The 25,420-nt window shown below is 46.4% G+C and carries 19 protein-coding genes, 15 tRNA genes and 2 rRNA genes; 2 read left to right on the forward strand and 34 right to left on the reverse strand.

Annotated features, from left to right (window positions below; translation table 11 throughout):
• Positions 1-161: 161 nt before the first annotated feature.
• The 8 genes from BS614_RS28855 to BS614_RS28890 form a co-directional block, all read right to left on the reverse strand.
• Complete coding sequence (locus BS614_RS28855; RefSeq protein WP_091020933.1) at positions 162-830, reverse strand: response regulator transcription factor; 669 nt, start codon at positions 828-830, stop codon at positions 162-164.
• Positions 772-1,887 carry a sensor histidine kinase gene (locus tag BS614_RS28860; protein WP_036605687.1) on the reverse strand — a complete coding sequence of 372 codons (1,116 nt, stop codon included), beginning with the start codon at positions 1,885-1,887 and terminating at the stop codon, positions 772-774. The genes BS614_RS28855 and BS614_RS28860 overlap by 59 nt, the downstream gene beginning before the upstream one ends.
• Before the next feature lie 31 nt (positions 1,888-1,918).
• Positions 1,919-2,566 carry a cell wall-active antibiotics response protein LiaF gene (liaF, locus tag BS614_RS28865; RefSeq protein WP_036605686.1) on the reverse strand — a complete coding sequence of 216 codons (648 nt, stop codon included), beginning with the start codon at positions 2,564-2,566 and terminating at the stop codon, positions 1,919-1,921.
• Between the two features lie 150 nt (positions 2,567-2,716).
• On the reverse strand, positions 2,717-3,424 hold the full coding sequence (locus tag BS614_RS28870; protein WP_017692315.1) for a PspA/IM30 family protein: 708 nt from the start codon (positions 3,422-3,424) through the stop codon (positions 2,717-2,719).
• 1 nt (position 3,425) lies between these two features.
• Positions 3,426-3,935: a PspC domain-containing protein gene (locus BS614_RS28875; protein ID WP_017692314.1), complete on the reverse strand. Its 510-nt coding sequence runs from the start codon at positions 3,933-3,935 to the stop codon at positions 3,426-3,428.
• A 17-nt stretch (positions 3,936-3,952) separates the two neighbouring features.
• Positions 3,953-4,186: a PspC domain-containing protein gene (locus BS614_RS28880; RefSeq protein ID WP_036673255.1), complete on the reverse strand. Its 234-nt coding sequence runs from the start codon at positions 4,184-4,186 to the stop codon at positions 3,953-3,955.
• 5 nt (positions 4,187-4,191) lie between these two features.
• On the reverse strand, positions 4,192-4,863 hold the full coding sequence (locus tag BS614_RS28885; protein WP_017692312.1) for a PspA/IM30 family protein: 672 nt from the start codon (positions 4,861-4,863) through the stop codon (positions 4,192-4,194).
• A 35-nt stretch (positions 4,864-4,898) separates the two neighbouring features.
• Positions 4,899-5,207: a LiaF transmembrane domain-containing protein gene (locus tag BS614_RS28890; RefSeq protein ID WP_074096426.1), complete on the reverse strand. Its 309-nt coding sequence runs from the start codon at positions 5,205-5,207 to the stop codon at positions 4,899-4,901.
• Between the two features lie 578 nt (positions 5,208-5,785).
• Here BS614_RS28890 and BS614_RS28895 point away from each other — a divergent pair.
• Positions 5,786-8,179, forward strand: coding sequence for a helix-turn-helix domain-containing protein (locus BS614_RS28895; RefSeq protein WP_074096427.1), 2,394 nt, complete (start codon positions 5,786-5,788; stop codon positions 8,177-8,179).
• A 228-nt stretch (positions 8,180-8,407) separates the two neighbouring features.
• Here the strand turns inward: BS614_RS28895 and BS614_RS28900 are convergent, their stop codons facing one another.
• From BS614_RS28900 to BS614_RS28990, 19 genes are all read right to left on the reverse strand, one after another.
• Positions 8,408-9,334: a class I SAM-dependent methyltransferase gene (locus tag BS614_RS28900; RefSeq protein ID WP_084174811.1), complete on the reverse strand. Its 927-nt coding sequence runs from the start codon at positions 9,332-9,334 to the stop codon at positions 8,408-8,410.
• 184 nt (positions 9,335-9,518) lie between these two features.
• A tRNA-Leu gene (locus BS614_RS28905) sits at positions 9,519-9,597 on the reverse strand.
• 6 nt (positions 9,598-9,603) lie between these two features.
• Positions 9,604-9,677 (reverse strand) — tRNA-Cys (locus BS614_RS28910).
• A 6-nt stretch (positions 9,678-9,683) separates the two neighbouring features.
• Positions 9,684-9,758 (reverse strand) — tRNA-Gly (locus BS614_RS28915).
• A gap of 4 nt (positions 9,759-9,762) precedes the next feature.
• Positions 9,763-9,837 (reverse strand) — tRNA-Gln (locus BS614_RS28920).
• Positions 9,838-9,859: 22 nt separating this feature from the next.
• Positions 9,860-9,932, reverse strand: a tRNA-His gene (locus BS614_RS28925).
• A gap of 29 nt (positions 9,933-9,961) precedes the next feature.
• Positions 9,962-10,035 (reverse strand) — tRNA-Trp (locus BS614_RS28930).
• 6 nt (positions 10,036-10,041) lie between these two features.
• Positions 10,042-10,127: transfer RNA gene (locus BS614_RS28935), tRNA-Tyr, on the reverse strand.
• 9 nt (positions 10,128-10,136) lie between these two features.
• Positions 10,137-10,212, reverse strand: a tRNA-Thr gene (locus tag BS614_RS28940).
• A gap of 20 nt (positions 10,213-10,232) precedes the next feature.
• Positions 10,233-10,308 (reverse strand) — tRNA-Phe (locus tag BS614_RS28945).
• Positions 10,309-10,403: 95 nt separating this feature from the next.
• Positions 10,404-10,481 (reverse strand) — tRNA-Asp (locus BS614_RS28950).
• 27 nt (positions 10,482-10,508) lie between these two features.
• Positions 10,509-10,582: transfer RNA gene (locus tag BS614_RS28955), tRNA-Met, on the reverse strand.
• A gap of 17 nt (positions 10,583-10,599) precedes the next feature.
• A tRNA-Val gene (locus BS614_RS28960) sits at positions 10,600-10,675 on the reverse strand.
• A gap of 67 nt (positions 10,676-10,742) precedes the next feature.
• Positions 10,743-10,814: transfer RNA gene (locus BS614_RS28965), tRNA-Glu, on the reverse strand.
• A gap of 9 nt (positions 10,815-10,823) precedes the next feature.
• Positions 10,824-10,915, reverse strand: a tRNA-Ser gene (locus BS614_RS28970).
• A 3-nt stretch (positions 10,916-10,918) separates the two neighbouring features.
• Positions 10,919-10,994: transfer RNA gene (locus BS614_RS28975), tRNA-Asn, on the reverse strand.
• A gap of 67 nt (positions 10,995-11,061) precedes the next feature.
• Positions 11,062-13,987, reverse strand: a 23S ribosomal RNA gene (locus BS614_RS28980).
• A 364-nt stretch (positions 13,988-14,351) separates the two neighbouring features.
• A 16S ribosomal RNA gene (locus BS614_RS28985) occupies positions 14,352-15,904 on the reverse strand.
• The 16S and 23S rRNA genes sit together here with 15 tRNA genes alongside, the layout of an rRNA operon.
• A gap of 471 nt (positions 15,905-16,375) precedes the next feature.
• Positions 16,376-17,254 (reverse strand): nucleotidyltransferase-like protein, encoded by an 879-nt coding sequence (locus tag BS614_RS28990; RefSeq protein ID WP_074096428.1) that lies wholly within the window; start codon positions 17,252-17,254, stop codon positions 16,376-16,378.
• 122 nt (positions 17,255-17,376) lie between these two features.
• Here BS614_RS28990 and BS614_RS28995 point away from each other — a divergent pair, with 122 nt between their 5' ends.
• Positions 17,377-17,757 carry a DUF2614 family zinc ribbon-containing protein gene (locus tag BS614_RS28995; protein WP_017692307.1) on the forward strand — a complete coding sequence of 127 codons (381 nt, stop codon included), beginning with the start codon at positions 17,377-17,379 and terminating at the stop codon, positions 17,755-17,757.
• A 264-nt stretch (positions 17,758-18,021) separates the two neighbouring features.
• On the opposite strand, the gene BS614_RS29000 is transcribed toward BS614_RS28995, so the two are convergent.
• From BS614_RS29000 to gatB, 7 genes are all read right to left on the reverse strand, one after another.
• Positions 18,022-19,752, reverse strand: coding sequence for a glycosyl hydrolase family 18 protein (locus BS614_RS29000; protein WP_084174815.1), 1,731 nt, complete (start codon positions 19,750-19,752; stop codon positions 18,022-18,024).
• Between the two features lie 140 nt (positions 19,753-19,892).
• Complete coding sequence (perR, locus tag BS614_RS29005; RefSeq protein WP_026081471.1) at positions 19,893-20,315, reverse strand: peroxide-responsive transcriptional repressor PerR; 423 nt, start codon at positions 20,313-20,315, stop codon at positions 19,893-19,895.
• Between the two features lie 167 nt (positions 20,316-20,482).
• Complete coding sequence (locus BS614_RS29010) at positions 20,483-21,892, reverse strand: DUF4097 family beta strand repeat-containing protein (protein WP_074096430.1); 1,410 nt, start codon at positions 21,890-21,892, stop codon at positions 20,483-20,485.
• A 26-nt stretch (positions 21,893-21,918) separates the two neighbouring features.
• Positions 21,919-22,512, reverse strand: coding sequence for a hypothetical protein (locus BS614_RS29015; protein ID WP_074096431.1), 594 nt, complete (start codon positions 22,510-22,512; stop codon positions 21,919-21,921).
• Positions 22,513-22,659: 147 nt separating this feature from the next.
• Positions 22,660-23,370: an MgtC/SapB family protein gene (locus BS614_RS29020; protein ID WP_017692302.1), complete on the reverse strand. Its 711-nt coding sequence runs from the start codon at positions 23,368-23,370 to the stop codon at positions 22,660-22,662.
• A gap of 32 nt (positions 23,371-23,402) precedes the next feature.
• The gene (locus tag BS614_RS29025) at positions 23,403-23,867 is read right to left on the reverse strand and encodes a GNAT family N-acetyltransferase (protein WP_074096432.1); all 465 of its coding nucleotides are present in this window, start codon (positions 23,865-23,867) and stop codon (positions 23,403-23,405) included.
• Positions 23,868-23,963: 96 nt separating this feature from the next.
• On the reverse strand, positions 23,964-25,403 hold the full coding sequence (gene gatB, locus BS614_RS29030) for an Asp-tRNA(Asn)/Glu-tRNA(Gln) amidotransferase subunit GatB (protein ID WP_017692300.1): 1,440 nt from the start codon (positions 25,401-25,403) through the stop codon (positions 23,964-23,966).
• Between the last annotated feature and the right edge of the window lie 17 nt (positions 25,404-25,420).

The following is a 25,420-nucleotide window of genomic DNA, read 5'->3' on the forward strand; positions in this document are numbered from 1 at the left end:
TTTCAGAAAGCTTTTAGCTTCGCTTCTTCAGGTTCCTTCTGTCCTCTCCGTTTTGTGTAAATCTTTAGTTCAATTTATATAAATCATCTCTTATCTATAACTTCCGCACATTAATGCACGGTTCTTTGGCTTAATTATGTTATTGCATTTAGTTCTTGTTTTTACTCTGCAAGTCCATTTTTATAAGCATAGATCGCGGCCTGTGTACGGTCGTCTACGCCCAATTTTGCCAGTAAGTTTGTAACATGGAACTTGACTGTTTTGATACCAATGATCAGATCATCAGCGATGTCCTGATTTGATTTACCTTTGGCGAGCAACCGGAGCACATCCATTTCACGGTCTGTTAATTCATCGTGCAAAGGAGCTGCTGCCTGTGGCTGCCGGAAGCGATTCATCATTTTCGAAGCCACCTGTGACTCCAGAACGGATTGCCCGCGAGCGGCTGCGCGAATTGCATCTGCCACTTCATTGGCTCTTGATGTTTTCAACAGATAACTGAATGCACCTGCTTCAATGACAGGATACATTTTTTCATCATCCAAGTAACTGGTCAATACAATGACTTTGCACTCTGGATACATTTTAAGTACCTGACGAGTAGCCTCAATGCCGTCCATTCCTTCCATAACCAGATCCATCAGAACAACATCAGGCTTATATTCCTGTGCGAGCCGAATGCCTTCCTCTCCACTACCTGCTTCACCAACAACTTCAATTCCATCTTCGGTATCCAGTACCGCTGCAAGACCAATACGTACCATCTCATGATCATCCACGAGCAATACTTTGATCGACGTTTCCGTCTCCGTTTCGACTTCCGGTTCCATTGACATGTTCTTCCTCGCTTTCATCGTTCATCAAAGGTATCGTAATCTCAATCCGCGTTCCCTTACCAGGCGCTGTTACAAAATGTATGGCCCCGCCAATCTCCGTAACACGTTCACGCATGTTAGCCAGACCGTAAGAAGCTTGTTTATTCTCATCCAGATCAAAGCCTTGCCCATCATCACGAATCAATACCCGGATCGCATCAGTACGGCGCTGGATCCGTATCTCCATTTTTTCCGCTTTTGCATGCCGTAACGTATTGGACATAGCCTCCTGAACGATCCGGAACAGATGATTCTCGATGCCTTTGATCAGATCAATGTCTTCGTCCATTTCGAGCACAATGTCCATGGGTACTTTTGTTTTCAGTTCCATCACCAGATCACGCAGACCTTGTTCGAGATGTTTACCCTCCAGATAGACTGGACGAAGATGTAACAGTAACGCACGCATCTCGGACTGGGCTACCGAAGCCATCTCCTCAATCAAAGCCACCTGCCGCTGAGCACGTTCAAAATCCTTCTCCATCTTCCGTCCAACGGCCGTTGCTGTCATGGATATCGCAAACAATTGCTGCGATACCGCATCATGCAGTTCCCGTGCCAAACGTTGCCGCTCTTCCACAATAGCCGTAATTCTGGCTTGTTCAGCAAGCTGTGCATTATGAGTAGACAATCGCTGGAGCGTAGATATCTGATCTTCCCACTTTTTGCCGATTCGTCCGAGTTGCTCACTTAAACGGCCCACATCATCATCGCCCAGATCAGGTACAGTGCGTGATAGAGAGCCCTTCTCCCACAGTAGAAGTGTTTCCCGCAGCAGTTCGAGCCGGCGTTTAACCCGGTAACTCTGATAGAACCCAAAGACCGCACCGATTCCAATCAGAAGCAGCAATAAGGCCAGACCCGATTGAATCAGATGCCGCCAGCCTGTAAACGGAGCAAGATAACCATATGTATACAATACATACAAAATAACAGCGAGCACAATGAAAACCAGGAGGATCCCTTCACCCATACTTCGGGTTACCATGTCGGTATGTCGTTTTGTCTTCATCGGGGTCTCCTCCTTCTCTTCATCTATTTTACTACGGATTACTGATGTTTAGGTCGCCAACAATATAAGAAATGACAAATTTTGCTTTATGTTCACTGGATTCATATCCAGGCGTTCTCCATACTAATTTGTTCATCATGCCGCTATCTTGTTCTCCAAGAAGATTAATCCGGCCGAAAAGAACCGATGCTTCAATCTCCACACCATAATCTTCTGGTAGTGTAAGGCGAACATTACCCATAACTCCTTGCAGTAGCACAATTGTTTGTTTCTCCTCCGGAATCGAAAGAGATAGATCCGCGTTAACCTCACCTATGGCATGCCACAGACTCATACTACGTAACGTCCAGGATGATTGATCCCAGTAGTACCGAGCCATGAAATTCTGTTTCTTCATAACGCCTTCGTCCAGATGAATCTTTTTGTTTTTTGAATAAAAATAAGCTAAAGAAGCAAGTACAATCAAAAATACAATCATTAAATTATCCAGCAATAACAGTGCCGCACCAATGCCAAGATACCGATGACCTTTGCGGGTATCCCCATTGCGGACTTGAAGCATTCCAACCGTTAACAGAATCAGTGCGGCAGCGGTCAGGAAGTTAATATTGTCATTCAATAACATCATTGTGCCAATAATCATAATGACAACTGCAAGCCATTTACTCTTTTGATTCATCCCCGCCGCACCTCCTCTGTAAGTTAATCTCTCTTTATTCAACGGAAAAGCCATACCAGGCAATGAAGTCCTGTATGGCTTAACTTTTGTTCTACCAACCGTACATTATACACGATTTATAGAATATCATATTGTCCACTAAGCGAACAGTTATTCTTTTGAAGTTCCGTTCGCTTCATTCTTGGAACCATTGCCCATTTTATTTTTGAGGGCTTGTAATTGCTGATCCACTTTGAATTGTTTTTCCACATCTACAGGATTCGTATACGTGGATGATGTGTTGCGATAAGGTGCACGAGCTACGTCAGCCTCAGCCTCCAGCTGCATGATTTTCTCTTCCATGCGGTGGAATCCAAGTGATGCGCCGCCACTTTCGATCGAATGCAAGCTGTTGATGGAAGACATTTGTTTTTTAGCTTTTGCCATTTGTGCACGGGATACAAGTTCATTACGTTTGTTACGCATTTTGTAGAACTCATCTTTCATATCATGCAACTGTTGCAACAGATCTTTTGCTTGTGCTTCGGACTGTGCATGCAGTTCGCTGTACTCCGTAATTTTTTGATCAAAGTAGATTTTCTCTTCCAACAATTTGCGTGCCACTTCTTCCTGACCGTTAGACAGAGCAGCTTCTGCTTGGGACTCACGTTGTACCGAAGTACGCTCCGCTTCATCCAAACGTTGTTTCATGCGGCGCTCATTTGCCATTTGTTTAGCAACAGTTACCTCTGCCTCATGAATCTCAGCCTCCATATCACGCAAGTACTGGTTCAACATTACAATCGGGTCCTCTACTTTATCCAACATATCATTTACCGATGCTTTCGTCATATCCTTAATCCGTTTAAATACTCCCATTTTACTTTTCTCCCTTCTCGTAACGAGATAATTTTTGGCGAAGCTCTTCAACTTCTTTTTTCAGTGCTTTTTTCTCGATATCTTTCATCATGGAATCAAGTTCACTTTCTTGCGGTGCTCCTGCTCCGTAGGCGTTGTTGTCATAAGAACGGGGACCAGATTGAGGTCTGCCGTTGAATCCAGGGCCGGGACCGAAGTTACCAGGACCTTGTTGGTTGTGATTATTTTGAAAAGGACCTCTTGGTGGCTGATGATCATAGTTGTCGTATCCTCTGCCAGGACCAGGGCCTTGGCCCGGACCGTAGCCATATGGATCATAAGGCGGATACGGTTCTTTTGGTACCACCAGTGCTGCAATAAAGTATATTAACAACGACGTGCCGCCAGTTACGAAGATACTGATAACAAAGATGATACGCAGCAGGGTGGAATCCATTCCGATGGTTTCGGAAATTCCGCCGCACAAGCCGGTTAACATCCGGTCACGCGTTGAGCGGTATAATTTGCTCATGTGCTTGCTCCTTTCGTTTACTTGTATCCTCTTACGTTGGAATCATAAGCATATGGATCAACGTGATTGGATTCCTTGGGTACCACCAACGCAGCGATGAAGTAGATCAACAATGATGTACCTCCCGTAGCGAAAATACTGATGAAGAAAATGATACGTAGCAGCGTAGTACTCAATCCGAGATTTTCAGAAATGCCGCCGATCAAACCTGTTAGCCTTCGATTACGCGCCGAGCGGTATAATTTATTCATTGTGACTACTCCTTTCTGTCATTGTTCAATTTTTGTCTTAAGCGTTCCAGTTCCTTATCCAGCGTAGAGGATGACATGCTGCCAGTCACTCCTGAACCATCTTGATTCATCCGCCGGATATCGCGGAGACTTTGTGCTTCATATTCGAGATCAGAGACTTGATCATCCAGTCGGTTGAACATACGGGGTACATTCTGACCGTTGTGATTGCCTCTCTGGTTCATACGTTGCTGTAACTGAATCGTCTGCATACGAGCGTAGTAATATTGGCGTTTGCTGTATACATTCTGATATTCAACCTTCAGCTGATCGATCTGTTCATCCAGCTCCTGTAATGCCGCATAACTTTGTGCATACAATTCATTGTACTGTTCCATTTTTTCCTCGTGGAGGATTTTCTCCTGCAAGGCCAGCTTAGCAAGATGTTCTTCCCCTGCTTTCAGAGCCATGGATGCCTGTTCTTCCCGTTTGTTCACCATACCTGCTGCCTGATCGGCTTGTTGTTTCATTTGTCTGGTATGGCTTGCATATTGATGACGAAGTTTCTCGGCTTCACCGATGTCTTGGCGGGTCGAGACCAGGAACTGATCAATCAGTTTGACTGGGTCCTGACTTTGCTCCAAATGTTCGTTCAGATTAGCTACGGTAATATCCCGCATTCGACGAAATACACTCATTATGTTCTGTCCCTCCTTTTCATAATCGTGAAAGCTTAGTACCGACCACGACGACTGCGGTTATTGCTTAGCAATGAGATACCAAAGATGATTAACCCGATCGCGATGATCGGTCCGATCAACCATGCCAGTTTACCCATCAGTGAGATGATACCGATGATGAGAACAATCCAGCCAAGCATCACATTCCCTCGTTTAACTCCGTAGTATCCCAGTGCAATCATCAGGACAGGAATCAGATAACCCATTAAGTGTCCAAGAAGTGGAGTTAACTTTCCGAAGAGGAGTAGTGCACCCAGCGCAATCAATACAATCGCCCAGCCATTTCCCTTATTCAATCTCATAATTGTTGTTCACCGCCCTTTCCATTCGTTCCTTTTAATGTGTTGAGTCATTTGTTCGTTTGTTTCTTGTTTTTTGTTTCCGTGTTTCTTGTTTTTTGTTTCCGTGTTTCTTGTTTAACCTTATGTCCTTATTCTAGGGGATTCCGCGACTTTTCAAAACAGACCGTGGACGGTTTTTCATCCTAGACTCAGGTCGGGGATCTAGTTGGACCTTTGACTGTCCCTATATAAGACCAACGTTCCACCTAAGCTGAATAGCACTCCAGATACCTTCTATTACCCGTATTCAGGCTACCCTTTAGCAGATATCGACCTGTAGAGAGAATGTTGTCCATGTCTCTATTTACGTTCACACTGCAATTTCGTTTCTCATGATTCCGTATTGGATAGTCAGTCCAAGCCGTTTCTCTAGCCTTTTCTGCAAGTTCATCTATCAGCAATCCCTTATCTCTGCTCCTATACCCTCTCATAAAATTACTTATTTATCCAAATAAACAAAATTTAGATTGTTCTATATGTAAGCGTTTACTAAAATAGAAAGTGTTACTATTTCTAATGTCAGGGGTGGAACTGAAACTGTGCGACCAATCAGCTATCTCCATAAAATGATCATCTTCGGAATCCTGTTAAGCACCCTGCCCATTTTGTTAACGGGAATTGCCGCATTTATCTATTCATCAAACCAAACAGAGCTGCATCGTACGCAGGCTAACAGACAGTTGCTGGAACAAATGCAATCCAACGTAGAACACAAACTCGCTACAGTTAGTTATATGCTTGATCAGGCCGTTCGCTCTCCAGTAACCCTCCGCTCCCTGTCTGCTTCTTCTTCACTAGAAGGGAAAGGGCCTTTGCTTGCCGACAAACTACAGAGCGAATTTCAGAATATGAGGTCATGGGAACCTTTGCTGGATATTACTCTGGTGAATCAATCTCAGAATTGGCTTATTGATCATGCCGGATTATATCGTAATACGGATTTTCCACTGGCTCTTCCCATGAAGGAATTGATATCGGATACGTTAACCTCTGGATGGCAGCTCTCCCCTTCATCGGTGTTCAGTAATGACGAGCGCTCACCCGGTACAGGCTGTATTTATCATATTGCCCTTGCGAGATCTATTCCGAATCTGAATACGTCTTCCGATGCTGCCCTGATTGCCGGAATCCCTGCCTGTTCTTTGCAAAACACACTAGGAGAAGCGTCCTTAGGCAATGCTGCCTCAGGACTGATCATTTTGAATCGGGAACAACGTATCTTGGTGCATCCCGATCCTATATACATTGGACAACCGTTGTCTGCCATTGGATTACAGGATCGGGATACGGAAGCCAACATAACCAAACTATCACCCATCACATTTTCAACAGGCTTTGAAAAACGGGAAGTTAAGATCGCCGATACACATTATTCTCTGACGTATAGCCCTTCTACCTTAAAAGGATGGACTTATGTTCTAATCTCACCTACCAATATTCTGACACAAGAATATATCGATATCGGATTACACACCTTGTATATCAGTATCTGCTTACTTTTACTTTCATTATTACTCGCCTGGCTCGGCTCCAAGCGAATGCATGTCCCGATTCGTAAACTTTTAACCCAACTTGGTGACAACCACCTGTCCAAAGAAGGAAACACGGTAGCTCAGCAATCACCACCATTTTCTGATGAGTTCGAACAGATCAGAGCAGGGGTCTCACAATTATCTGCCTCTCACTCCCAATTAGAGAACACACTTAATGTGCATCTATTGCAGATTCGCAATCATTTTATGATGAATCTGTTCCAGGGTAAGATCCCTGTTCATACTCTTCATGACGCCCTGAATGAATATGGCTACACGCATCAGGTTCGGGAATGGCAACAAATTGCTGTTATTACACTACAGGCCGATCTCGTTAATCATACAAAATATAGAACTAGTGATCGTGATCTCTTATTATTCGCTATTCAAAATATATTGGAGGAAACAGTTGTGCATAACCAACAATTGCTTCCCATTGTGCTGGAACATACAGTAGTCACGGTGATTGGGAGCGTTGAACAGGATCAGTTTATTTTTTCACAGCAGCTATATGTATTAACAGACCAGTTACAACAACAGATGGATAAGATTCTAACTCTTCAAGTCAGTATAGGATTCAGCCAGCCGCACAGCTCTCTATATCACATCTCTCAAGCTTACACAGAAGCCATGGAAGCACTAAGGCATCGGATGAAGCTGGGAACAGGCATTATTTTTCAATATGAGAACATAGATCATTACGCTCCCACTTGGTCCATGACCTACCCGGAATCATTGGAATATTCATTGATCCAAGCTATTCAAAGTGCGGACGAAGTCCAGGCCTCTGCTCTTCTGCAACAACTGCTTGAAGTGATCTTTGCTATGGAGGTTACACCCGAGGAGTATGAGGTGGCTCTTACGAGGCTACTCACACATATTTTGCAAATGACTCAGGAATCCGGCATACGACTCGGACAGATCTCCCAAGGTCGTGGCTCGATGTTTCATGAACTTCATAGTTTGCAGTACGCTGCTGAAGTTGAAGATTGGTTTAACCATCAAGTCATCTTGCCCGTCATTCAGGTTTTTAAAGCAAGACAATATGCCCAGTATCAGTATATATCTGAGAAAATGATTGCCATGATTCATCAAGATTATGATAAGGATCTGACGCTTGAGGAATGCGCTGTTAAGCTTCACTACAATGCCAACTACTTAAGTAGTGTTTTCCGCAAAGAGACAGGCTGTGCATTTAGTGAATATCTGACCAAGTACCGATTTAATATCGCTAAAAAATGGCTGGACGAAAGTGATCTAACCGTTAAAGATATCGCAGCACGACTTCGGTACAACAATCCGCAAAACTTTATCCGATCATTCCGTAAATGGGAAGGAATCACCCCCGGCCAGTATCGGGAGCGTAAGCAGAAAGCAGAAGTATCGAACATCTCTAAATAAACGAGGTCTGGTTCATAGCGGTTGATGAATTAGTGGCTTAAAAAAAGAGGGAGCACATAACCTGCTCCCTTCACTTACATCTTCACTTCTGCAATCTTAACTTATATGTTTCAACCGTTCATCTTTTGGCACAGCGTTGTGATGCTTCCTAGTGCCATCTTAGACGTTAGACTACATTGTCTCCGTCTCAATTCCTGATTATCATTACTCGTGCCAAGCTTATGCGATTTATCGCTTATCCTTAGTGCGGACAGTTTTCATATTTGGCTGTTCAAGTTGAATTAGAATTTTACCAAATCTTGCTCCACGTGAGAAGTTCACCGTACTATCCCTGTACGTATCCCGAATGTACTTCTCAGCCAGTCTGAGAGAATCTTCATCCGATGGTAACTCATACGTATTAAGCCACTCTGGCAGCTTCTCAATAACCTCTTCCACCGGTATTTCAAATGAGTTAACTTCTCTCGTAATGATCATGGTGTATGAATAACCCTTCAAATACAGCAACTGTTGAATATATCCCATATCACCGGCCTTATATGAAGAAGTTACACCCAGTACATCCTTAAGTTCTTCCATTAGTGTGTGTTCCTTCTGTCCCGCCATAGTGCTTATATATACATACTTCCGGGCACAGTTGATCGCCATCTCAATCGTTTCCCAATCCGACATTGCTGGACACATGGATGCAAATGCAAAGTCATATTTCTTCTCCCAGCCTTTATCCTGAATAGAGATTTCCTCATATCGTTCGTTTACGATTTCGATTTTGGATTCCAGAGCTGAAGGTATCGTCTCTTTCATAAGGGAGACAAGTAACTCAGAAGGCTCAACTGCGGTTACACTTGCCCCCTTTTCCGCAAAAGGAATGGTAAATATGCCTGAGGCCGCTCCAATGTCCAAAATGGATAACCCTGCGAATTCCACACCCTGGTTTTCAATCCAGCCCATAATGCGTTCAGAACGCTGCTTTCCTTCTTCAGTGAAAGACTGTGCATGATAATCCCTGGCCCATCGCTCAAAAGCTTCTTCTATATTAATGGGGGCGCTTTTCTTCTTATATTTTGAACTTCTCGGACGATTCTTCCATGCCTCTTCCCATACAGAAAGATCAAATAACAGATCGGTATCCGATACATTTTTTCCATTAGTCACTCTACTTCAACTCCTTCATATTAAAGACTTTACTTATCTACAATATACTGAATATAATCATACGTCAATCTTTATTAACGTCCATCTTCTCTTACTCTAGATTTTCTTACTGCACATAAATCGTTTCATATAAAATAAAAATAGCCCTACACATTGCATAAGCAACATGTAGGGCTATTCAATATACCGGCGAGAGGACTCGAACCTCCACGGTTTCCCACTCGATTTTGAGTCGAGCGCGTCTGCCATTCCGCCACGCCGGCATATGCTGGAGGCGCCACCCAGATTCGAACTGGGGATAAAGCTTTTGCAGAGCTGTGCCTTACCACTTGGCTATGGCGCCATATTTTGGAGCGGACGACGGGAATCGAACCCGCGACCCTCGCCTTGGCAAGGCGATGCTCTACCGCTGAGCCACGTCCGCATAATGGCTGGGGATATAGGATTTGAACCTATGCATGACGGAGTCAAAGTCCGTTGCCTTACCGCTTGGCTAATCCCCAATAAAAAATGAAAAAACAAAGGGGCGATCGAGGGGAATTGAACCCCCGAATGCCGGATCCACAAACCGGTGCGTTAACCACTTCGCCACGACCGCCATAAAAGGTTAATTTCTAAAAAGTTAATTGGCAGGGGCAGCAGGAATTGAACCCACACCAACGGTTTTGGAGACCGTTGTTCTACCTTTAAACTATGCCCCTAAAAACTGGTGGAGGATGATGGATTCGAACCACCGAACCCGTACGGGAGCAGATTTACAGTCTGATGCGTTTGGCCACTTCGCTAATCCTCCAGGATTACATGGTGCCGGCGAGAGGACTTGAACCCCCAACCTACTGATTACAAGTCAGTTGCTCTACCAGTTGAGCTACACCGGCATATTAATTTGTTTTAAAAATGGTGGCTCGGGACGGAATCGAACCGCCGACACGAGGATTTTCAGTCCTCTGCTCTACCGACTGAGCTACCGAGCCATAATAAAGTCTAATCTTAATTCCTTACACTTTATATAGGGCATCAGTGCCATACAGCAGATGTAGTGAACAGTTTGCCTCATGTAAAGATTAAATGGCGGAACCGACGGGATTCGAACCCGCGATCTCCTGCGTGACAGGCAGGCATGTTAGGCCAACTACACCACGGTTCCAGATCACTTTCTCAAAGGAAAGTATAATTGCGGGGGCAGGATTTGAACCTGCGGCCTTCGGGTTATGAGCCCGACGAGCTACCGGGCTGCTCCACCCCGCGTCGTTATAAAGTTTATATGGTGGAGGCTGAGGGGATCGAACCCCCGACCCTCTGCTTGTAAGGCAGATGCTCTCCCAGCTGAGCTAAGCCTCCGAACAACACATTTATGATCATACCATAATCTTGTTGTAAAAATCAACTTCTTTTTTTGAAGTTATTATGACCCGTAGGGGATTCGAACCCCTGTTACCTCCGTGAAAGGGAGGTGTCTTAACCCCTTGACCAACGGGCCAAAATATTATGGCGGAGAGAGAGGGATTCGAACCCTCGAGACGCTTGTGACGCCTACACGATTTCCAATCGTGCTCCTTCGGCCAGCTCGGACACCTCTCCATATGGCTCCCCGAACAGGGCTCGAACCTGTGACAACTCGATTAACAGTCGAGTGCTCTACCAACTGAGCTATCAGGGAATATGCTTCAGAGATCGTTCTCTGAAAACTAGATTCGAAACGAAACATGCGAATTACAACTTGCTAATTGGATAAGCCCTCGACCGATTAGTACTGGTCAGCTCCATGCATTGCTGCACTTCCACCCCCAGCCTATCTACCTCGTCGTCTTCAAGGGGTCTTACATACTGGGAAATCTCATCTTGAGGGGGGCTTCACGCTTAGATGCTTTCAGCGTTTATCCCGTCCGTACATAGCTACCCAGCGGTGCTCCTGGCGGAACAACTGGTACACCAGCGGTACGTCCATCCCGGTCCTCTCGTACTAAGGACAGCTCCTCTCAAATTTCCTACGCCCACGACAGATAGGGACCGAACTGTCTCACGACGTTCTGAACCCAGCTCGCGTACCGCTTTAATGGGCGAACAGCCCAACCCTTGGGACCTACTTCAGCCCCAGGATGCGATGAGCCGACATCGAGGTGCCAAACCTCCCCGTCGATGTGGACTCTTGGGGGAGATAAGCCTGTTATCCCCAGGGTAGCTTTTATCCGTTGAGCGATGGCCCTTCCATGCGGTACCACCGGATCACTAAGCCCGACTTTCGTCCCTGCTCGACTTGTAGGTCTCGCAGTCAAGCTCCCTTATGCCTTTGCACTCTTCGAATGATTTCCAACCATTCTGAGGGAACCTTTGGGCGCCTCCGTTACTCTTTAGGAGGCGACCGCCCCAGTCAAACTGCCCACCTGACACTGTCCCCGCACCGGATTACGGTACCAGGTTAGAACCTAGATACGATCAGGGTGGTATCCCAACGTTGCCTCCACGCAAGCTGGCGCTCACGTTTCAAAGGCTCCCACCTATCCTGTACAGATCGTACCCAAATTCAATATCAAGCTGCAGTAAAGCTCCATGGGGTCTTTCCGTCTTGTCGCGGGTAACCTGCATCTTCACAGGTATTAAAATTTCACCGGATCTCTCGTTGAGACAGCGCCCAAGTCGTTACGCCATTCGTGCGGGTCAGAATTTACCTGACAAGGAATTTCGCTACCTTAGGACCGTTATAGTTACGGCCGCCGTTTACTGGGGCTTCGGTTCACAGCTTCGGATTGCTCCTAACCACTCCCCTTAACCTTCCAGCACCGGGCAGGCGTCAGCCCGTATACTTCGCCTTACGGCTTCGCACAGACCTGTGTTTTTGCTAAACAGTCGCTTGGGCCTTTTCACTGCGGCCCCCTCGTGCTATTCACACTACCGGGGCACCCCTTCTCCCGAAGTTACGGGGTCATTTTGCCGAGTTCCTTAACGAGAGTTCTTCCGCGCGCCTTAGAATACTCTTCTCGCCTACCTGTGTCGGTTTGCGGTACGGGCACCATCACCTGGCTAGAGGCTTTTCTTGGCAGTGTGAGATCATGACCTTCGCTACTACAATTTTCGCTCCCCATCACAGCTTAGCCTTACAATGTGCGGATTTGCCTACACATCAGCCTTACTGCTTAGACGGACATCCATCAGTCCGCGTCACTACCCTACTGCGTCCCCCCATTGCTCATAACGGCTTACGGTGGTACAGGAATTTCGACCTGTTGTCCTTCGACTACGCCTTTCGGCCTCGCCTTAGGTCCCGACTTACCCTGAGCGGACGAGCCTTCCTCAGGAACCCTTAGGCTTTCGGCGGATCAGATTCTCACTGATCTTTTCGTTACTCATACCGGCATTCTCACTTGTATAATGTCCAGCGCTCCTTACGGTACACCTTCAACCCTTATACAACGCTCCCCTACCCCTGATGCAAAGCATCAAGCCATAGCTTCGGTGGTGTGTTTAGCCCCGTTACATTTTCGGCGCAGAGTCACTCGACCAGTGAGCTATTACGCACTCTTTCAATGATGGCTGCTTCTAAGCCAACATCCTGGTTGTCTGTGCAACTCCACATCCTTTCCCACTTAACACACACTTGGGGACCTTAGCTGATGGTCTGGGCTGTTTCCCTTTTGACAATGGATCTTAGCACTCACTGTCTGACTCCCGGAAGTAAGTCTATGGCATTCGGAGTTTGACTGAGCTTGGTAACCCTTGCGGGCCCCGCACCCAATCAGTGCTCTACCTCCACGACTCTGTTTTCCGAGGCTAGCCCTAAAGCTATTTCGGGGAGAACCAGCTATCTCCGAGTTCGATTGGAATTTCTCCGCTACCCCCACCTCATCCCCGCATTTTTCAACATGCGTGGGTTCGGGCCTCCAGTGCGTGTTACCGCACCTTCACCCTGGACAGGGGTAGATCACCCGGTTTCGGGTCTACGTCCACGTACTACATCGCCCTATTCAGACTCGCTTTCGCTGCGGCTCCGGCTCTTCACCTTAACCTTGCACGGGAACGTAACTCGCCGGTTCATTCTACAAAAGGCACGCCATCACCCCTAAAACGGGCTCTGACTTTTTGTAAGCACACGGTTTCAGGTTCTATTTCACTCCCCTTCCGGGGTGCTTTTCACCTTTCCCTCACGGTACTGCTTCACTATCGGTCGCTAGGAAGTATTTAGCCTTGGCAGATGGTCCTGCCGGATTCATACGGGGTTTCACGTGCCCCGCACTACTCGGGATCCGTCTCGGAGGGAACCAACTTTCAACTACAGGGCTTTTACCTTCTTTGGCGGGCCTTTCCAGACCTCTTCGCTTAACCGGTTCCTTTGTAACTCCATGTGAGACGTCCCACAACCCCAAAGAGCAAGCTCTCTGGTTTGGGCTTCTCCGCGTTCGCTCGCCGCTACTGACGGAATCACTATTGTTTTCTCTTCCTCAGGGTACTTAGATGTTTCAGTTCCCCTGGTATGCCTCTGCACAACCTATGTATTCAGTTGTGAGTAACTGGAAATTACCCCAGCTGGGTTTCCCCATTCGGACACCCCCGGATCAAAGCTTGCTTACAGCTCCCCGAGGCAGTTTCGTTGTTCGCCACGTCCTTCATCGGCTCCTAGCGCCTAGGCATCCTCCGTGTGCTCTTAGTAGCTTAACCTCGTGCTCCGGTTTCGACTGCTCGCTTCCCTTGTTTTGCTTGCGCAAAGCCAAAAGTCGCTCCCATTCGATACCATCGTACGTGCAATCTACCGTTTTTATTGAAACTTGTTTAACACAAGTTCAGCTAAAAAGGAATGTTCTAATTCGCGTTTGTTTCGTTTCGATATCTAGTTTTCAAAGAACAAGCTCCATGCAAAAGCAAGCTGTTTGAGAGTTTGAGCTCTCAAAACCGAACAACGAGTGAGTGTTTTGTGCTCTTCATTTCATCCACACCGAAGTGACGGACCGAAATGAATTGCTGTCGCAGGTTCTAAGAACCTGCTTATTTGAATGTTTCCGTTGCAGGAGACGATTCTCCATAGAAAGGAGGTGATCCAGCCGCACCTTCCGATACGGCTACCTTGTTACGACTTCACCCCAATCATCTATCCCACCTTCGGCGGCTGGCTCCTTGCGGTTACCCCACCGACTTCGGGTGTTATAAACTCTCGTGGTGTGACGGGCGGTGTGTACAAGACCCGGGAACGTATTCACCGCGGCATGCTGATCCGCGATTACTAGCAATTCCGACTTCATGCAGGCGAGTTGCAGCCTGCAATCCGAACTGAGACCGGCTTTGTTGGGATTGGCTCCATCTCGCGATTTCGCAGCCCGTTGTACCGGCCATTGTAGTACGTGTGTAGCCCAGGTCATAAGGGGCATGATGATTTGACGTCATCCCCACCTTCCTCCGGTTTGTCACCGGCAGTCTATCTAGAGTGCCCATCCGAAATGCTGGCAACTAAATATAAGGGTTGCGCTCGTTGCGGGACTTAACCCAACATCTCACGACACGAGCTGACGACAACCATGCACCACCTGTCTCCTCTGTCCCGAAGGAAAGATACATCTCTGCATCGATCAGAGGGATGTCAAGACCTGGTAAGGTTCTTCGCGTTGCTTCGAATTAAACCACATACTCCACTGCTTGTGCGGGTCCCCGTCAATTCCTTTGAGTTTCAGTCTTGCGACCGTACTCCCCAGGCGGAGTGCTTAATGTGTTAACTTCGGCACCAAGGGTATCGAAACCCCTAACACCTAGCACTCATCGTTTACGGCGTGGACTACCAGGGTATCTAATCCTGTTTGCTCCCCACGCTTTCGCGCCTCAGCGTCAGTTACAGCCCAGAGAGTCGCCTTCGCCACTGGTGTTCCTCCACATATCTACGCATTTCACCGCTACACGTGGAATTCCACTCTCCTCTTCTGCACTCAAGTCACCCAGTTTCCAGTGCGATCCGGGGTTGAGCCCCGGGATTAAACACCAGACTTAAATGACCGCCTGCGCGCGCTTTACGCCCAATAATTCCGGACAACGCTTGCCCCCTACGTATTACCGCGGCTGCTGGCACGTAGTTAGCCGGGGCTTTCTTCTCAGGTACCGTCACCTTGAGAGCAGTTACTCTCCCAAGCGTTCTTCCCTGGCAACAGAGCTTTACGATCCGAAAACCTTCATCACTCACGCGGCATTGCTCCGTCAGGCTTTCGCCCATTGCGGAAGATTCCCTACTGCTGCCTCCCGTAGGAGTCTGGGCCGTGTCTCAGTCCCAGTGTGGCCGATCACCCTCTCAGGTCGGCTACGCATCGTCGCCTTGGTGAGCCGTTACCTCACCAACTAGCTAATGCGCCGCAGGCCCATCCCCAAGTGACAGATTGCTCCGTCTTTCCAGTTTCCTTCAGGCGAAGAAAACAATTATTCGGTATTAGCTACCGTTTCCGGTAGTTGTCCCAAACTTGAGGGCAGGTTGCCTACGTGTTACTCACCCGTCCGCCGCTAAGTATCAAGGAAGCAAGCTTCCTATCAACTCCGCTCGACTTGCATGTATTAGGCATGCCGCCAGCGTTCGTCCTGAGCCAGGATCAAACTCTCCAATAAAGTATTGAAAAGAGCGATAAGCTCATTTTGAATCTGACGAGATTAAAAATCTCATTTGTGCTCCAGTCGATTCAAGCCAAGGCTTGTTTCAAACTTTCGCGTTCATTCTGCAAGCAGAATGTTTACTCACTCGTTGTTCAGTTTTCAAAGATCAAACACGATTTGTTTCACTTCTTGTTTCACTTCTTTTTCGTCTCAACCAAGTTTCGGCGGCGACCTAAATAATGTAACACATTTCGTTTGTTTTCGTCAAGAACTTTTTTTTGATTTCTTTTTTTGAAGCTTTAGTTCTTCACTTTTCCTCTAAATAATTTATCGTTTGTTGGTGATAATCTCGTTTGAGGAACGAAATATAATGTATCATATATCGTGAATGAGAGTCAACATCTTTTTATAAATTATTAAACAAACAAAAAAGGAAGGTTTCCCCTCCCTTATGTGATCAATATAATGTCAGGCCTCTGGAGAAGGTTATGCCTCAATCCAATACCGAATTTCCCGGCCCTCTCCTCCGATTGATGGCCACCCTGCCGATTCTTTTACAATAGAACGAAAGACCAGCTTACGTATAACCAAAGGCAGATCTTCTCGAACAAATCTTAACTGCGGATGATGAACAAGTTCACTCATGCTCCACGGCTCCTTGCGACTTCTTAACACACGCAGCAGCAGTTCTGAGCATTCACTCATTTTGGACATTACGGAAAACTCACAGGCAAGCAGGACAAGCTCTACTCGCTGCTCTAGCGTCTCCGAGCTTACGGTAAGCTCTTGATATAGTTTCCATAAAGCGCGATCCAGATTCTGCACATGTGTCCAGACGGCATGATCCGGGTATATCCCCTGTTCAATCAATACAATTCTTGCCCAGTTCCCCAGAGCCTCTAATACATTGTAGTAGGCGTCTACAACATGACCTTCCTGAATATGACGTTTGGCCTCCACATACATTCTCAAGAAACTGGTGAATTCATGAAGTAGCTTCTGCTCACGCAATTCTGCCCCAAAGGTAGACAGTTCTTCTCGCAAATCACTTAAGGCGCTGTCCGCTTCCCAGATAATCTCACCTTCAATCAGACACTGGGTGAGATTATTATGATTCCCGGTTACTACACTACTCTTTAATTCATGACGGCTCGCATAGATCATCTGATAACGAAGATCACCATATCTGTAATGTCCCACCGCCGACTTCAATTGATCATCATTATGAACAACAAGTACTAATAATTCGAAATCTTGAATTAGGGAGCCGTGGAATCGCTCTCCCGGGTGGGAATAAGCGATAGCCCCAACTGCCCCTGTCTCTTCCGACTGTTCGGACAAAAAAGCAAGGTTCTTTAATTCCACGATTCCCTCCATACATTTCATGGCAGATAAGCGCCAAGTCAGTTATAATGTAATTCTACATCCAGACTGAAGTTTCCTTCTTTTCCAGGTCCAATACTACTCATACGATAGGAGCATTTTTCATGATTTTTAAATCAGCAAAAATTAATGCTTTTCGCACTTGGGGATTACTACTGACCATGCTAGGTATGGGCCTAATGATACTGGGAACAGCCGGGATTGTTTTCTGGGGACATGCAGGCAAGGTATTCGCAGCTGTAGGACTTGTCATCGGACTGATTGCCATGATGGCCAGTCTAGCCATTTATTTCTGGGCGGGTATGCTCTCCACCAGCGCAGTACAAGTCGACTGTCCGGAATGCGGGAAGTTAACCAAAATGCTTGGCAAAACGGATCGTTGTATGTTCTGTCATACCATTCTCACTCTGGACCCTAATAAGGCCAACATGACCAGTCAACAACTGAAAGCGCCTTCTACACAAGCTCCCCCCACCGATGGATAGCACGAATCAATCTCCAACCGCTAAATGTCTTTTACCTTAATTTCATTGAAGAACAAATAAAGGCCCGGTATGTTTACCGGACCTTTTTTGGACTTGGCTTATAAGTGAGCCCTTATTGCTGTTATCGATAGCTAAAATATGAAGTTAAGTTATAAGTTCTACGACCAATAAAACGCTAGACTGTACGTATGATGGTATCCAATGAGAAAATTTGAACTTAGTGAAAATAAATTGGAGCAAGCAGACCCTCTGAGTTCGAGTAAATTATTTCTGGTACCCGGCCTGCTTCAATACCTCCCATGCAGAAGCATTAGCAAAACTTCGATTCCATGCTGCTACTCCGCCCAGCTTCAGCGAAGCAATCAAATCCACACGCGCCTGAAGGGACACGGCATCTTCGATCCATATTTTCTTGGTAGCTCCGTCTTCCTTATATTCCACATAGTTCTGTCCACTTGCCTGATCCAGTTCAGGTTTGAGTTTCTTCTCTTGAATCAGCTCCACAATGGCATTCATGCCCACCGCTTTGGAAGACACTTTAACCTCACCCTGATCATTCGTCTCTTCCGTCCATATCCGGGTATAGAGCGGAACCGCCATGATCAACTTGTTAGAAGGGACTTCATCCTCCTCAAGTATGCGTCTCATGGAAGCCTCGGTCCAAGGCAGAGATGCTACCGAACCTGCCTTGGGACTGGCCGCCCAATGTTCATCATAAGCCATCACAATAACATAGTCTGCAAAAGAACCTAATGCACGGCGATCCAGAAAGGCAGACCACATCTCACTGTTTGATTTTGGTGTTACATCAATTGATAACATCAATCCATGTATACGAGCCATCGCCTTGATCTCGCGCACAAACTGCGTAATATTCGGCCCGTCATCGGTATACACGTTCTCAAAATCGATGTTGATACCATCCAGTTGATACGTCTGTGCATACTCTAACATCTGCTCAATAATATGAGTGCGTGTCTCGTAAGAAGCTACAGCTTCTTTTGTAACGTCCGGATCAAAGCTGTTATCCATGAGTCCCCATACTTCCATACCCGAACGGTGAGCCCAGTTCACATAAGCTTGGTTTCCCTTGCTTTTCACAGTGCCCTGTCCATCCGTAATATGAAACCATGTGGGGCTGACCACATTCACACCTGGCATTTTACCGATAGAGCCCACATCAGGCTGACGATTGTACACGGCTTCCCAAACCAGATTTACCGGTTTATTCTGCCACTTCTTCTCTGCTGCAGTCAGCGTATACTTGGGCAAGTCCACCTTCTTTTTCTCGGTGAGGAAAATATAATCATTATCTACATATCCGGCATATCCATTATCGAGTTGAACAAAACTCTGTTTATCACCCGTCTGCCATACACGTACCCGTGCATCCTTTTCCATGTTGGCAATGATTGGTGAGGATTCTCCACCACGTTTATATAACGGCACCGTTTTGTCGGCTTTGGATGATAACGTATCAATCTCTGCATACTGTATCATGTCTCCACCACGCATCAGTAGCACAGCACCTGTTACTGAATCTTCCTGTACGGTTATGCCATATACTTCTTTCAAAGGTTTGAGCGGAATATAGGCTTCTCCGTCCTTAACCTCAGGTTTAACTGTCATAGGATAATCTTTGTGATTAAGTTCTGCTTGTGTGCTTCCATCTTTCATATGAAGGACTCGCTGAGGAGAGGCAATAATGATATCTCCCGATTCTGATTCATAACGTATGCCTGCATCAATCGCTTCTTGCAGCACATCTACAGGCAACTTGAGCTGATCTCCTGTACCCAGAGCGTCTCCATCCATCAGTTGCCCATCTACAAAAATAGGCTGGCTTCTTCCTACCCAGTCGGGGTCTTCATGGATCTGGTTCAACCATACATTTGTTATAAGCCAGTAAGCCCCCCCAGCGATCAGACAAGCCCCGAGAAAACCGGGCCAAAATGAACGTCGCTTCTGACGTGTATATCTGCTTTTTCTACCCAAACGTCTACCTCCGTTAATTATGCTGATCATAAGGATGTGCGCATAAGTTGTTATAAAGATGAGCATTTTGCATAAATGCTAAAAAAAAACGTGAAGAATCCATACTGAATTCTGCACGTTAATATTGTAATTCAACTCTCTTAATCCCTGCAACTTTTGCAAACGCCATATACTTCCAATCGGTGACCGTGTACTTCGAATCCTGTACTAGACTCCGCCTGAAGCTCTACACTTTTGAGAGAAGGATAGCTGAAGTCTTCGATCTTGCCGCATTGATCACAGATAACATGATAATGATCCGTCACATTGGCATCGAAGCGACTTGAATTATCTCCGTATGTCAATTCCCGGACCATGCCAGCTTCCAGAAACATCTTCAAATTATTATATACCGTTGCCACGCTCATACTGGGAAATTGGGGTTCAAGGGCTCGGTAAATTTCATCGGCTGTCGGATGCCCCATGGATTCCATCAGATAGTTCAATATGGCATGACGCTGGGGTGTAATACGGACACCGGTCGTTTTCAGATGCTCCAACGCATGTTGGACACGTGTTGCCATAAAACCCACCGCCTTACCTTTCATTTTCTGGTGAAGAGTAAGTTACTGTCTCCTCGCTCAGAATTGATTCCCGGCCATTAAGAACGACAATCCATCTTTCATGCCTTGTAATCTTGCCAGTGTACATTTATTGTACGGCGATTACAAGTTTATTGTCAACGCGGCAGTCAAGGAACCTCTGTAGAATCCTCCTGGGAATTTGCTCCGTCTTCGGTTGTCTGTTCCAGATTCTCAGCCGTATCTTCAGAATCAGGTGTAACTGTTTCAGGCGTAGATACAGCCGGGTTACTCTGAATGGTGAGATCACTGTTGCCTTCAATTTTCACCCTGTACTCGCCCTCACCGAGCTGGCCTTCTATGGTTTTATTCTGTACTTTGAACGGCAGATCCGTACTTAGATCTCCATAACTGCTGGAACCCGCAAGACTGTAGTCTCCACGATCAGGAAGTAATACGTTAATGGCTCCCACCGCACTGTACACATCCCAGTCCCCTCCGACTTTGGTAGATACGATGTTAATACTGCCATTAAGTGATTGGGCTTTGATTCCCAGATTGGCTCCATCCAGCGTAATATTGCCGTTGCGTGTCTCTGCGATGAATTCACCAACGGAGTCCGCAATACTGATACTTCCCACTTGTGTAGCAAGATCTACATCGCCGGAAATACCGCGAGCCTTCATGTCTCCACGGTTACTGTCCAGATCGACATTACCTATGGCGTTGGCTACAATGACATCTCCGTTCAACGTTTTCCCGGAGATATCTCCAACAGCATTGGTAATCCGGATACGTCCGTTACCCGTTTCGGCCAGTATGGTACTAATGGCTTCCGGACGATTTAATAATATGGCTCCATTGGAAGTTCGAATATCCAGATTAAAACGACGATCATCCGGGATCGTTATGGTAAGATTCATACGCGGCTGCGTTTTTTCATTGTCTCCATACGTCTTGCCTGTAGTTTTGATATAAATCACTTTTGTACCATCGGCCTCTACAAAAGAGGCTGCTGCAACGGCCTTTGCCTGTACTTCCGTCGTCTGATCTACCCAGATCACCGTCCGTACTTCAATCTCATCCGTATCTCCGCGTTGTACCGAGATATCTCCGTTGACACCTTCAACCACCAGGTCTGACGTATCCATGCGAACAGGTACACGAATCGTGCCCTTATCCTCCATATATCCTGCCGCTTGACTGTAGTCCATGGATGCCGCTCCGAGATTTAGACTCACTCTATTCCATAAGTGCATGTAATGATCCTGCTCGGTGACGATAAATACGGAAGCTGCCAAAATCAGTGAGGTTAGAATGCCTTTGGCATCGGGTCTGAAACGTACTTTGATTTGCTCATCAGGATTGCTCGGGTTATCCGATTGCACCTTGTTTCTTCTGCGTGTCCACAGGAAGAGCACAATATATTCAACACCCAAAACAACGAGCAAAAATGGCCACCAGTCCACCATCTCATATACATAGTCCGTTCCCCACCGTTTATCCAAAATCAACAGCACACCGACCGCTATGATTAAGGCGGCAGCCGTATAGCGGCCAACCCGGACTTTACGGTTCATCACGTTCCCTCCTTGTATCGTTTCCACTACATTTTTTTCTTGTTCAACATCACCCAGAACTCACGACCAAACAGAAGCAAACCGCCTACGATCATGAGAACCGCAAATGAATATCCGCCGTACATGGCGAGAAGCTCTTGAAACCAACGTGGTTTGCGGAAAAACAGCACCATCAAAGATCCTCCCACAATCAGAAGTAATCCAAACGATATGCCTCTCTCCCAGACCATCATTGCATCTCGTGTAGAACGTTCATTGGTTATCGGCTTGTCCGAAGTTGCCTGGGTTACTGCTCTACGTCTGCGCATCATGACCCAATCTGCAGATTGCAACACATCATATACATTGTAAAAGTAAATAACCGGAATACACAAAGCCAGCAAGATGAGCAATGGCACATTGATCTGTATACCAATAGATGAGAAGTACAACACTGCTGACAGATCAAGCAAAACAAGCAGCATAAAGGTCAAACCCCTCATGTACAATCTCAGATAAATATGACCCAGACCAGGAATAATGGCACTCAGTAATCCAGCAATAAACTTGTGAGTCCGATTCCTGACCGGTTTGGCCTGGACTGAACGGGTCTTTTTGTTCAATTGACGTCTCCGTTTCATAACATACTCCTCTCTTCTGATCTGACCTTCCGCTCTTCATGCATTTGGTTAGATAGTACCCTAAAGAGCAAGGAGAGTAACTGGAAGAAATATGGATATGACCAAAAACCCTCCGGCACTACTGGCCTAGGGAGGGTTGTAATTCATTTATTCGATCGACACCTTGGTAACGTGTTCCCATTGTCTTAACTTGGATACCAAGCCTACCGTTTGGAAATCATGCGGTACCTGAACATGCAGCACAATCTCAATTTTTCGTTCAACTGACACCATCTCTGCATAAGCCAGGTCTTGTTCATTCACGGTAATTTTACGAATTTTGATCTTCTCCTGCTCCATACATGAAGACAGTTGTTCGAGAAAACCGGGTTCAGACAAGGTATGAAGTGTAACAACATGCAGTTTGTTCCCTCGCAGATACCTTAGCTCTAATTTGTTAAATACCCAGAGATTAAGCAATACCAGAACGGTTGATACAATAGAGGCAAAGAAGAACCCCGCACCTGCTGCAAGCCCAATGGCTGCAACAACCCAGATTGAAGCTGCTGTAGTCAATCCGGTAATGGATTTTCCCGTGAAGAGAATTGTCCCTGCTCCCAAGAATCCAACACCAGTAATTACAGCAGTAGCCAGACGCGCTGGATCAATCCTTACGTTTAATTCATTAGCAAAATCTTTAAAGCCATAAACAGATAACATCATAATCAGTGCAGAGCCAAGACATACCAGGATATGGGTACGCAAACCGGCAGCATGATTGGACCGTTCCCGCTCCAGGCCTACGAGCCCTCCAAGCAGCATAGCCAGCAATAATCGTAATAAAATGTGCCACTCATCAATGAACCAAGGATCGCCCAAAGTCGGTATTCCTCCTCAAGTTGTTAATATTATTAAAGTTTATTCTTGTGAAAAGTCGTTAATTCCACTCCAGGTGCAATCTGTGTGACTTCCACAGGCGTAAAACCAAATTTGGTGTACAGATTCACTGCGGGTTGATTCAGCGTTCCTGTGGAGACGATATAACGCGGAAGATCCGCATGCTGTTCCAACACATACGTCATCAAAGATGCCGCAATTCCCTTGCGAAAGTGATCCGGGTGCACCATCATTCGTGTAATGGTCAGTGTGTTCTCCTCTTCCTCCGCTACAGCGACAGCCCCGATAAGATCTCCGTCATCATGGATACAACCATAAAAACTCTCTCCACAATCCCGAAGTGTCTCCATCGTATCCATCAAAGGAGGAATCTCCTGAAATCCGATGATTTCAGCTTCCAATCGATAAGCTACATGTTGTAGTCTCCATAACTGTCCCAACGTCTCCAGATCACTCAGTGACAATGGTTGAATGTTCATATCCGTTCCCCCGTCCGAAATACATTTGTATCTATCAATACCAAAAAGAGGCTGTCACAGGGACGAGCCTCTTTCTGTCCGACCTCACCGGAAGGATTAGCGGTTCAGTACATCTGCAAGCAGTTGGTTGGCTAGAGCGGGATTCGCCTTGCCTTTACTTTCTTTCATAACCTGACCAACAAGGAAGCCAATGGCTTTTTGTTTACCAGCTTTATAGTCTTCCACGGATTGAGGATTATTCGCTACAACCTGCTCAACGATGGCAAGAATGGCGCCTTCATCACTAATCTGCACAAGACCCTTCTCTTCAACGATCTGCTGTGGAAGCTTGCCGCTCTCCAGCATTTCCTTGAATACCGTTTTGGCGATTTTGCTGTTAATGGTGCCCTTCTCCAGCAGTCCGATCATTTCACCCAAACCTTGACCTGTCAGTGGAACTTGAGTCACTTCAAGGTTGCTCGTATTCAAGTAACCCAGCAAGTCGCCCATGATCCAGTTGGATACGGACTTCGCATCCTGAGTGAATTTCAAGCTATCTTCGAAAAGATCAGCTATAGCCTTGGATGAAGTAATAACCTCTGCATCATAACTAGGTAATCCGTAATCAGCCGTGTAACGAGCCTTACGCTCGTCTGGAAGCTCAGGTATGGTAGCTCTGATGCGCTCTTTCCAGGCTTCATCGATATGAAGCTTCACCAGATCCGGGTCTGGGAAATAACGATAGTCATGCGCCTGTTCCTTACCACGCATCGACAGTGTTTTCCCTTGAGCTTCGTCCCAACGACGCGTCTCCTGAACCACCTCACCGCCATCATCCAGAATTTCAGCCTGACGATATTGTTCATATTCGAGACCACGCTGAACACCACGGAAAGAGTTCATGTTCTTCAGCTCAGCTCTTGTTCCCAGCTTCTCCTGTCCATGTGGACGCAAACTGATGTTGGCGTCACAACGCAGTGATCCTTCTTCCATCTTCACGTCCGACACATCACAGTACTGCATGATTGCACGCATTTTTTCAAGATACGCACGTGCCTCTTCCGGAGAAGAAATCTCAGGTTCGGATACAATCTCCACAAGTGGAGTACCGACACGGTTAAAGTCCACCAAAGACGCGTATCCGCCATCGATATGGGTAAGCTTCCCTGCATCTTCTTCCAAGTGAAGACGTGTAATGCCGATTCGTTTCGTTTCACCATTCACTTCGATATCAATCCAGCCATTCTCACCGATCGGTTGATCGAATTGCGAGATCTGATAGGCTTTGGGTGAATCGGGGTAAAAGTAGTTTTTACGGTCAAACTTGCTGACATCAGCAATCGTACAATTCAGGGCCATCGCTGCCTTCATGGCGTAGTCTACCGCCTGACGATTCAGTACAGGCAGTACACCCGGATGTCCGAGACAGACCGGGCAGGTATGCGTATTCGGCGGAGCTCCAAAAGCTGTGGAGCAGCCACAGAAAATTTTGGAGTTGGTATGCAACTCCACGTGGACTTCAAGTCCAACGACCGTTTCATATTTAGATGCGGACATTTCTATATTCCTCCGTT

The sequence above is a fragment of the Paenibacillus xylanexedens genome (assembly GCF_001908275.1).
GTDB lineage: Bacteria > Bacillota > Bacilli > Paenibacillales > Paenibacillaceae > Paenibacillus > Paenibacillus xylanexedens_A.

Bases quoted from the DNA above. Each gene is read 5' to 3' on its own strand.
- BS614_RS28855 (WP_091020933.1), bottom strand. From the start codon at position 830: ATGGAACCGGAAGTCGAAACGGAGACGGAAACGTCGATCAAAGTATTG.
- BS614_RS28860 (WP_036605687.1), bottom strand. From the start codon at position 1,887: ATGAAGACAAAACGACATACCGACATGGTAACCCGAAGTATGGGTGAA.
- liaF (WP_036605686.1), bottom strand. From the start codon at position 2,566: ATGAATCAAAAGAGTAAATGGCTTGCAGTTGTCATTATGATTATTGGC.
- BS614_RS28870 (WP_017692315.1), bottom strand. From the start codon at position 3,424: ATGGGAGTATTTAAACGGATTAAGGATATGACGAAAGCATCGGTAAAT.
- BS614_RS28875 (WP_017692314.1), bottom strand. From the start codon at position 3,935: ATGAGCAAATTATACCGCTCAACGCGTGACCGGATGTTAACCGGCTTG.
- BS614_RS28880 (WP_036673255.1), bottom strand. From the start codon at position 4,186: ATGAATAAATTATACCGCTCGGCGCGTAATCGAAGGCTAACAGGTTTG.
- BS614_RS28885 (WP_017692312.1), bottom strand. From the start codon at position 4,863: ATGAGTGTATTTCGTCGAATGCGGGATATTACCGTAGCTAATCTGAAC.
- BS614_RS28890 (WP_074096426.1), bottom strand. From the start codon at position 5,207: ATGAGATTGAATAAGGGAAATGGCTGGGCGATTGTATTGATTGCGCTG.
- BS614_RS28995 (WP_017692307.1), top strand. From the start codon at position 17,377: ATGATTTTTAAATCAGCAAAAATTAATGCTTTTCGCACTTGGGGATTA.
- perR (WP_026081471.1), bottom strand. From the start codon at position 20,315: ATGGCAACACGTGTCCAACATGCGTTGGAGCATCTGAAAACGACCGGT.
- BS614_RS29010 (WP_074096430.1), bottom strand. From the start codon at position 21,892: ATGAACCGTAAAGTCCGGGTTGGCCGCTATACGGCTGCCGCCTTAATC.
- BS614_RS29015 (WP_074096431.1), bottom strand. From the start codon at position 22,512: ATGAAACGGAGACGTCAATTGAACAAAAAGACCCGTTCAGTCCAGGCC.
- BS614_RS29025 (WP_074096432.1), bottom strand. From the start codon at position 23,867: ATGAACATTCAACCATTGTCACTGAGTGATCTGGAGACGTTGGGACAG.
- gatB (WP_017692300.1), bottom strand. From the start codon at position 25,403: ATGTCCGCATCTAAATATGAAACGGTCGTTGGACTTGAAGTCCACGTG.